Origin of the sequence: Mesorhizobium silamurunense (genome assembly GCF_014843825.1) — a bacterium.
GTDB lineage: Bacteria > Pseudomonadota > Alphaproteobacteria > Rhizobiales > Rhizobiaceae > Mesorhizobium > Mesorhizobium silamurunense.
The window spans coordinates 1-1,892 of record NZ_JHQR01000143.1; the positions used below are offsets into that span (position 1 = coordinate 1).

Sequence of the window (1,892 nt, forward strand, 5' to 3'; positions counted from 1 at the left end):
CCCGGCCGGCCGAAGCCGATATTGTCGCGCGCGCTCGCCGCGAAGATGGTGACGTCCTGCGGCACGATGGCGATGCGCTCGCGCACGGCGGCCGGATCGGCCTCGCGCACGTCGACGCCGTCGATGACGATGCGCCCGCTTTCCGGATCGTAGAAGCGCAGGATCAGTGAGAAGACCGTGCTTTTCCCCGCGCCTGACGGCCCGACGATCGCCACCGTCTCGCCCGGCTTCACCTGGAAGCTGAGGCCATGGACTGCGGCCCGATCCGGCCGCGCCGGGTAGGAGAAGGAGACATCGTCGAAGCTGATCGCGCCCTTGGCCTTAGCGGGCAGCGGCAGCGGATCGACGGGCGATTGGATGGCGGGCTTCTCAGCCAGGATCTCGGTCAGCCGCTCGGCTGCGCCCGCCGCCTGCGACAGCTCGCTCCACACCTCCGACAAGGCACCGAGCGCGCCGGCGGCGAACACCGAATAGAGCAGGAACTGGCCGAGCGTGCCCGGCGACAGCGTGCCGGCAAGCACATCGCGCGAACCGAACCAGAGCACCGCCACCACCGAGGAGAAGATCATGAAGATGGCGAAGAAGGTGAGGAAGGAGCGGGCAAAGACTGACATGCGCGCCGCCTCGAAAGCCGCTTCCACCGCAGCCGAGAAATGCCCTGTGACCAGCTTCTCGTTGGTGAAGGCCTGCAGCGTGCGCACCGCGCCGATCTGCTCGCTGGCATAGGCGGTGGCCTCGGCCAGCGTATCCTGCGCCAGGCGCGACCTGCGCCGCACCGAGCGGCCAAAGGCGACGAGCGGCAGCACGATCAGCGGAATGGCGCCGATGACCAGGCCGGAAAGTTTTGGGCTGGTGAAGACCATCATCGCCACGGCGCCGAGGCCGAGGATGAGATTGCGCAGCGCGACCGAGGCAGTGGCCCCGACAGCGGACTTCACCTGTGTCGTGTCGGCGGCGAGCCGCGAAACGATCTCGCCGGAATGCGCCTTGTCGAAAAAGGCCGGCGACAAGGTCGTGACATGGGCGAACACGTCGCGACGGATATCGGCGACGACCCGCTCGCCGAGCGTGATGACGAAGTAGTAGCGGCTGGCCGATGCCGCCGCCAGCAGCGCCGCCATCGCCACAAGCGCGGCGAAATATTCTGCTATGAAGGTGGAGCCCGATGCCTGGAAGCCGTGATCGATCATGCGCCGCACGGCCATCGGCAGGGCGAGCGTCGTCGCCGCCGCCAGGATCAGCGAGATGATGGCGCCGACCGCCAGTTTCCGGTAGCGGGTGATATACGGAAAAAGGCTTCTGAGCGGCCGGATCGAGCGCTTGCGCCCGTCTCCACTGACACCGATATCCGCCATGAGCGTTTCCTCTGGCCGCTTGCCGGTCATGCGCTTCAATATGCGCTTGCCGCGGCCTTGTGATTCAATTCCGGCTGATGTATAGGCTCGCCGACCGTTTTAGAAGCCGTGGCTTTTCATTAGCTGCGGCTTCGAGTTTTAAAAAGGGGCGCATCGACGCAGGCCTTAGGCCCGTCACCGGCGCCAGCAAGCCAGGAAATAAGACAATGAAGGCCGATATCCACCCCGACTACCACACCATCAAGGTCGTCATGACCGATGGCACCGAATACCTGACCCGCTCGACCTGGGGCAAGGAAGGCGACACGATGAACCTCGACATCGACCCGACCACGCACCCAGCCTGGACCGGCGGCCAGCAGACCCTGCTCGACCGCGGCGGCCGCCTGTCGAAGTTCAAGAAGCGCTTCGAAGGTTTCGGCCTCTAAGCCCTTCTCCGCTTTGTCGCAGATCAAAAACCCGCCTTCGTGGCGGGTTTTTTGTTGCATGCACTTGCCCTACCTCCCCCTTGTGGGGAGGTCGGACCGAAGGTCCGGG

The 1,892-nt window shown here is 65.2% G+C and carries 2 protein-coding genes; one reads left to right on the forward strand and one right to left on the reverse strand.

The features are described 5' to 3' along the window. The coding region (locus tag DH10_RS16445; RefSeq protein WP_192385005.1) for an ABC transporter transmembrane domain-containing protein at window positions 1–1,355 on the reverse strand (1,355 nt) is incomplete at its 3' end. Between the two features lie 206 nt (window positions 1,356–1,561). Here DH10_RS16445 and rpmE point away from each other — a divergent pair. Then, a complete protein-coding gene (gene rpmE, locus DH10_RS16450; protein ID WP_040974396.1) occupies window positions 1,562–1,783 on the forward strand; it encodes a 50S ribosomal protein L31 in 222 nt (73 codons plus the stop codon). The last annotated feature ends 109 nt before the right edge of the window (window positions 1,784–1,892 follow it).

Excerpts from the sequence above, each read along its gene's own strand:
- rpmE (WP_040974396.1), top strand. The coding sequence starts at position 1,562 with ATGAAGGCCGATATCCACCCCGACTACCACACCATCAAGGTCGTCATG.